At 71.4% G+C, this 6,245-nt stretch carries 7 protein-coding genes; 3 read left to right on the plus strand and 4 right to left on the minus strand.

Annotated elements, in window-relative coordinates; translation table 11 throughout:
• Position 1 precedes the first annotated feature (1 nt).
• Complete coding sequence (locus tag ABZS54_RS09880) at positions 2-604, plus strand: dihydrofolate reductase family protein (protein ID WP_355532943.1); 603 nt, start codon at positions 2-4, stop codon at positions 602-604.
• A 405-nt stretch (positions 605-1,009) separates the two neighbouring features.
• On the opposite strand, the gene ABZS54_RS09885 is transcribed toward ABZS54_RS09880, so the two are convergent.
• Together ABZS54_RS09885 and ABZS54_RS09890 are read right to left on the minus strand one after the other, a co-directional pair.
• Positions 1,010-1,450 (minus strand): hypothetical protein, encoded by a 441-nt coding sequence (locus ABZS54_RS09885; RefSeq protein WP_355532945.1) that lies wholly within the window; start codon positions 1,448-1,450, stop codon positions 1,010-1,012.
• Positions 1,451-1,708: 258 nt separating this feature from the next.
• Complete coding sequence (locus tag ABZS54_RS09890; protein WP_355532947.1) at positions 1,709-2,311, minus strand: TetR/AcrR family transcriptional regulator; 603 nt, start codon at positions 2,309-2,311, stop codon at positions 1,709-1,711.
• Between the two features lie 99 nt (positions 2,312-2,410).
• On the opposite strand from ABZS54_RS09890, the gene ABZS54_RS09895 reads away from it, so the two are divergent.
• Positions 2,411-3,553: an FAD-dependent monooxygenase gene (locus ABZS54_RS09895; protein WP_355532949.1), complete on the plus strand. Its 1,143-nt coding sequence runs from the start codon at positions 2,411-2,413 to the stop codon at positions 3,551-3,553.
• A gap of 210 nt (positions 3,554-3,763) precedes the next feature.
• A complete protein-coding gene (locus ABZS54_RS09900; RefSeq protein ID WP_355532951.1) occupies positions 3,764-4,078 on the plus strand; it encodes a PadR family transcriptional regulator in 315 nt (104 codons plus the stop codon).
• Positions 4,079-4,191: 113 nt separating this feature from the next.
• On the opposite strand, the gene ABZS54_RS09905 is transcribed toward ABZS54_RS09900, so the two are convergent.
• Positions 4,192-5,475: an APC family permease gene (locus ABZS54_RS09905; RefSeq protein WP_355532953.1), complete on the minus strand. Its 1,284-nt coding sequence runs from the start codon at positions 5,473-5,475 to the stop codon at positions 4,192-4,194.
• A 184-nt stretch (positions 5,476-5,659) separates the two neighbouring features.
• The gene (locus ABZS54_RS09910; RefSeq protein ID WP_355532955.1) at positions 5,660-6,064 is read right to left on the minus strand and encodes an SSI family serine proteinase inhibitor; all 405 of its coding nucleotides are present in this window, start codon (positions 6,062-6,064) and stop codon (positions 5,660-5,662) included.
• Between the last annotated feature and the right edge of the window lie 181 nt (positions 6,065-6,245).

A 6,245-nucleotide genomic window follows, 5' to 3' on the forward strand; every position in this document is an offset into this window, starting at 1 on the left:
TTTGCGCAAGCTCGTGTACTTCATCGCCGCCACGCTCGACGGCTTCATCGCCGGGCCCGACGGCTCCGACCCCACCGGCCCCGGCGGCTTCTGGTCCCCGTCCGAGGACTACATCCGGCATCTCATCGAGGAGTACCCCGAGACCCTGCCGGGCCCCGCGCGGACCGCGCTCGGCGTCACTGCCGAAGGCACCCGTTTCGACACCGTCATCGAGGGCCGCAACAGCTACGCGATCGGCCTCGCGGCCGGCGTGACCGACGCCTACCCCCACCTCAGGCACCTGGTGTTCTCCCGAACGCTGACCGAAAGCCCGGACCCCGGAGTCGAACTCGTCGCCGACGACCCGGTGGCGAGGGTACGAGAACTGAAGCGCGACGGCGGCAAGGACATCTGGCTCGTCGGCGGCGGGGAGCTGGCCGGCGCCGTCTACGGCGAGATCGACCGCGTAATCGTCAAACTGAGCCCGCTCACCATCGGTTCCGGCATACCCCTCTTCGGGCGGACCGCGGCCTTCGCTCCCAACGCCTGGGAACTCGTCGACCACACCATCCTCAAGGGTGGAGCAGCCTTCCTCACCTACGACCGCGGCACCGGCACGCCGTAGTCCCCCGGCCGCCCGCCGCCCTCCTCGCGCACGGGGCCCAGGAGGGCGGCGGCAGGGGACTACCGGGTATCGCATCCTTTCGGGCTGCGACAGCCATCTTTTCGTTGCTCCCACGTCGTTGCACCGGCCGGCATCGTCGGTGCTCGGGCCCGGATGCGTTCACGCTCCCGAACGCATCCGCGGCCACCCTCACCCGGCCTCGGCCGGTCGCCCGCATACCCGAGACGTCGCGCTCACGCGCCGAGCCGTCAGTTGAGCAGGTGGCGGTGTCGCACTTCTCGATGAAGTCCTCGGCTCGTGGCGTTACGGTGTGTTCACTGTCGGGGCCTGCGCACCAGGTGGCGGGGAGCGGGCGACCCCGGGCCCGCCGTGAACTCGCCCGGATCGGGCCGGGTGTGGCGTCTGCTATCCGACGCCGACGCCGACATGGACGCCGACAGCGCCCACCGCGTACTCCACCGCCCGCACGAGTTCGTCGGCACTCACCGGCCGCAGCACGTCGTCCGGGTCGTCGGCATCGCCGGCTCGTTGGTCGATGACGTCCAGGGCCAGGCGTTCGGCGAACTCCGTCACCGCCGCCCGCTCCTCGCGGTCCGGATCGGTGTTGCCGGCGGGCGTTTCGAACAGCAGGCCGACCCACAGCTCCGGGTCCCGGGTCACCAGGACCTCGCCCACGTGCACCCCACAGCCGGGCAGGCTGTCGCCGACCTCACCGATGCCGGGCACTCGACCCCACATCGGCACACCCCACTCGTCGGTCGGCCCGCCGCACGCGTGCGTCGAGCGTGCGCCCAGCGGGCAGGGGCCGTCCTCGTCCAGGTCTTCGATGTGGATGTCGGATGTCATCGCAACTCCTGCGGGACCCGTCGCCGATACGTCGACCGGGCCGCGGACACGTTCGTCCTCGCACCCACAGCCCGGCACGCCATCGACTCCAGCACGCCCACCCCACCCGCGCGTCCGGAGCGCGCCGAATGGGGGGGCACAATGCCACGAATGCCGCAGTCCACGCACGGGATACGAAGCCACCCGGATCGCCCGGAGAGGCCCGAGAGCGGATCGCAGTGGGCACTCCCTCCGGCCGCTCCGCCAACGCGAATACACCTAACCGCCGCGGCGGGCGGGCTGCTTGCCAGGCGGTTCCCAGCCGCGCGCGAGGATGTCGAAGACCGCCTCGACGGCGGCTCGGCGATCCTGCCGGCCGCGCGTGAGAGCCGGGATCTCCAGGACGAATCGAGCAAGGGCCATACATGCGAGGTCGTCGTGCTCCACGCCGATCTCGTCGGCGACGGCCGCGCCGAGGGCGCCGGCGTGCCGAGTCCACATGTGCTCGGCGTACGCGCGCAACACCGGCGTCGAGTCGACCAGATCGCTGAACTCGGCGATCTGCGGATGCTCCGAAAGCAGCAGCCAGGTGTCCAGGACGTGCCGTCGGAGCGCGTCGAGGATGCTCAGGCCGGCGGGTCGCTGCCGCACTGCGGCGACCAGTTCCGACTCCCGGTCGTCTTCCCGGTCGAAAACGAGCGCTTCCTTGCCGGTGAAGTGCTTGAACACCGTCGTGGTCGACACGTCGGCCGCGTCGGCGATGTCCCGGATGCTCACCTGGTCGTAGCCACGCTCCAGGAAGAGCTGCAGTGCGGCATCGGCGATCGCTTGCCGGGTGGCCGCCTTCTTGCGTTCGCGACGGCCTACAGGGGACGAGGTCATGACTTGAGCGTATCCGATAGTGGCATCAGAAGAAAAGTTGTCTCGTTGCACTTTTCTACTCGGTCTGCTTTTCTATCCTCATCGACGAAGGGAACGACCATGAACTCTCCCGAACCCGCCCACGCAAGGATCGGCATCATCGGCGCCGGACCCGGTGGACTGACCTGCGCCCGGATCCTGCAGCAGCGCGGCATGACGGTCACCGTCTACGACCGCGCCCCGGGCCCCGACGCGCGCGACCAAGGCGGCACCCTCGACCTGCACGCCGACAACGGCCAGACCGCCCTGCGCGAAGCCGGGCTACTCGCCGAGTTCTTCCGACTGGCCCGCCCCGAGGGGCAGGAAATGCGCCAGATGGACCGCACCGGCAAGATCACGTATCACAAGGTCCCGGCGGCCGACGATCGCTTCAAGCCGGAAATCGACCGCGGCCGGCTGCGCGACCTGCTGCTCGACTCGCTGAAACCGGGAACCGTGCATTGGGGCCGCGCCCTCGACACGGTCGGCGGACTCGCCGACGGACCGCGGCGGTTGCACTTCGCCGACGGCACGACTGTCGAGACCGATCTGGTCATCGGCGCCGACGGCGCCTTCTCCCGGGTACGCCCGGCCGTGTCCCTCGCCGTACCCGAGTACATCGGGGTGAGCTTCCTGGAGGCATGGTTCTCCGACGTCGAGAACCGGCATCCGGACATCGCCGAACTGGTCGGCCCGGGCAGCGCCGCTGCGGCCGACGGAAACCGCGGCCTGTTCGCCCAACGCAACAGCGGAGACCGCATCCGCGTCCACATCATCCGACGAGCCCCGGTCGACTGGATCACCAGGAGCGGCTTCACCGCCGACGACACCGACGGCATCCGCGCCCTGCTCCTCGACGAGTACGCCCATTGGTCGCCCCGCATGCGCCGGTTGATCGCCGACAACGACGGCTCCTATGTCGACCGCCCGCTCTTCGCCCTGCCGGTCCCGCACACCTGGGAGCACAGCCCGACGGTGACCCTGCTCGGCGACGCCGCCCACCTCATGCCCCCGCTCGGCGTCGGCGTCAACCTCGCCATGCTCGACGCCCGCGAGCTCGCCCTCGCGCTGGCGCACGCCGCCACCGTCGACGACGCCATCCGCAGCTACGAGGAGAGCATGCTCCCCCGCTCCGTCGAGACGGCCAAAGCCCTCGAAGGTGCCGCCGAACACCTGCTGTCCGCCGACGTACCCGACTTCGACAACGACGACCCCCGTCGCTGAGCGCGCCGCACCGCGAGACCGGCACCACCGAATCCCTGAGCGACCGCGTCCCGGGCCGCTCGCCGGGGCCGCGCGGACGGCGCTCCTCGGCCGTCCGACGAGGGAAGGCCGCAGACCGTCGGGGAACGTTGTGGCCGGCGGGCGCCCGTAGTATCGGAGTTCGATATCGGGTTCGTCACCTCAGCGGTGGAGCGGGAAGGCGGTTGACGGGTGAGGGAGTTCCAGCGGGGCGCGGTGCGGTTGCACATCCTGCATCACGCGGCCGAGGAGGACGTCCACGGTGCGTGGATGTCCCGGGAACTGGCCGGCCACGGCTACCGGATCAGCCCCGGCACGCTGTACCCGACCCTGCACCGGATGGAGGCGGACGGCCTGCTGACCTCCGAGCAGCGGGTCGTCGAAGGCCGCACGCGGCGGGTCTACCGGGCAACGGACGCGGGACGGGCGGCGCTGGCCGAGGATCGACGCGCGCTCGCGGAGCTGGCCCGCGAGGTGCTGCCCGAGGCGGACCGACCGCGCCCGTAGCCGGGGCGTGCCCCGGCCCGGTGGGCACTCATGACCTGGGCGCACCCCTGGGCGGTGTGGGCCCGACACCGGTTACGGCACCGGCACCAATCCCGGAGCAAGGGCCCGGTCCGTCAGGCGCGTCCGGTCGCCCTGCGCAGGCCGTAGCCGGCGGCACCGGCCGCGAGCACCGCGGCGCCCCACAGCACCGAGGCCGACGGCAGTGCGAAGGCCAGGACCAGGCAGCCTGCCGCACCGAGGATCGGCACGATCCGCGCCGGGCGGCCCTCGGCGGGGGTGAGCGTCCAGGCGGCCGCGTTGGCGACGGCGTAGTAGGCCAGTACACCGAAGGAGGAGAAACCGATCGCGCCGCGTACGTCGGTGGTCGCGGCCAGGACGGCAACAAGCGCGCCGACCGTGAGTTCGGCGCGATGCGGTACCCCGAACCGCGGGTGCACGGCGGCCAGTGCGTGCGGCAGATGTCGGTCGCGAGCCATCGCCAGCGCGGTACGCGAAACCCCCAGGATCAGCGCCAGCAGCGAGCCGAGCGCCGCGAGCGCCGCCCCGACGCGGACCACCGGGGCAAGTCCCGCCGCACCGGCGGCGCGCACCGCCTCGGCCACCGGATCGGCGGTGTGGGCGAGCCGGTCGGGCCCGAGCACCGCGAGTACGGCCACGGCGACGACCGCGTACACCACCAGCGTGATGCCGAGCGCGGTCGGGATCGCTCGCGGGATGGTGCGCTTCGGGTCGCGGACCTCCTCGCCGAGCGTGGCGATGCGCGCGAAGCCGGCGAACGCGAAGAACAGCAGCCCGGCCGCCTGAAGCACCCCGCCGAAGCCGGCGTCCGCGCCGATGCGAAGGTGCGCGGTGTCGCCCGTGTCGCCGCTCAGGCACGCGGTGACCACGGCGGCGAGGACGGCGAGGACGACGGCGACGATCCCCCTGGTCAGCCATGCGGACTTCTGTACGCCGACGTAGTTCACCGCGGTCAGCGCCACCACCGCGGCGACCGCGACCGCGTGTGCCTGCGCGGGCCATATGTAGGAGCCGGCGGTCAGCGCCATGGCCGCGCACGAGGCGGTCTTGCCGACCACGAAGCCCCAGCCGGCCAGGTAGCCCCAGAAGTCGCCCAGGCGCTCGCGCCCGTAGACGTACGTGCCGCCGGACTGCGGATAGCGGGCCGCCAGGCGAGCCGAGGAGGTGGCATTGCAGTAGGCCACCACGGCGGCCAGCGCCAACCCGATCAGCAGGCCGGACCCCGCCGCGTCGGCAGCCGGGGAGAGCGCGGCGAAGATCCCGGCGCCGATCATCGACCCGAGTCCGATCACCACGGCATCGAACACACCCAGATGCCGCTTCAGCTGCCCCACTTCAGCGGATGCCGCCGACGCCCCCACCGCTCGCTCCTCGAACATGGTCCACGCCTGTTACGGCTCCCGATATCGGGACACGATATAGGACCGCGTCGCTGCCGTGCCATCCCGGGCCGTGCCGCAAGGCACGGACCGAACCGGAGCACCCGTGCCCGCCGGAGCCCGCACCGTGCGTCGGCCCGGCCCGGCGAGCAGCCCCGAACCCACGGTTTGCCCCGGATGCGGATCAGCGCGGCTGCGGCAGCACCGGCACGAGGTCGTCCCAGCGGGCGATCTCGCATCCGTTGGTGCGCTTGTAGCGGGCGTCCACCGAACGTCCCGCAAACGTTCCGGCGATGCGCGCGGTGGCGGGTCCCCCATGGATCATCGTGCACTGCGCGCCGTCGGGAACCGGCGCGAAGGAGTCCCTGCCACCGGCGGTCGCGGCGTCCAGTCGGTCACATGCCGGCGCGGGCTGCGGGTGGCTGCCCCCGGCCGGATGGCACTCCAGGGTGTACGTCTGCGCCCCTTCGGGATTGTCGGCCACCGTCACGGTGAGGCGGTCCACCGCCCGGGCGACGGCGGAGGAAATCGGGCACTGGGCGGCGGCAACGACCACGGCCGCGACGACGACGAGGCGACGGAACAACATGGGCGACTCCCGAAACGGGCGCACGACATCGCGCGCGAGGGTAACGAAGGTGCGGGGCGGATCCGCACGCATACCCCCCCCACCCCGGAGTCGGCGGTAACCGACCCCCCAGCCGCCGATAGGTAGTTCACACCTCAGAACAACACTAACCACAAAAAAGTATTGGTTTTGGGGTTTTTGG

Source organism: Embleya sp. NPDC005575, assembly GCF_040605455.1.
Taxonomy (GTDB): domain Bacteria; phylum Actinomycetota; class Actinomycetes; order Streptomycetales; family Streptomycetaceae; genus Embleya.

What these genes read in the sequence shown, in the direction of transcription:
- ABZS54_RS09890 (WP_355532947.1), bottom strand. Translation starts at nt 2,311, where the DNA reads ATGACCTCGTCCCCTGTAGGCCGTCGCGAACGCAAGAAGGCGGCCACC.
- ABZS54_RS09895 (WP_355532949.1), top strand. Translation starts at nt 2,411, where the DNA reads ATGAACTCTCCCGAACCCGCCCACGCAAGGATCGGCATCATCGGCGCC.
- ABZS54_RS09910 (WP_355532955.1), bottom strand. Translation starts at nt 6,064, where the DNA reads ATGTTGTTCCGTCGCCTCGTCGTCGTCGCGGCCGTGGTCGTTGCCGCC.
- ABZS54_RS09905 (WP_355532953.1), bottom strand. Translation starts at nt 5,475, where the DNA reads ATGTTCGAGGAGCGAGCGGTGGGGGCGTCGGCGGCATCCGCTGAAGTG.
- ABZS54_RS09885 (WP_355532945.1), bottom strand. Translation starts at nt 1,450, where the DNA reads ATGACATCCGACATCCACATCGAAGACCTGGACGAGGACGGCCCCTGC.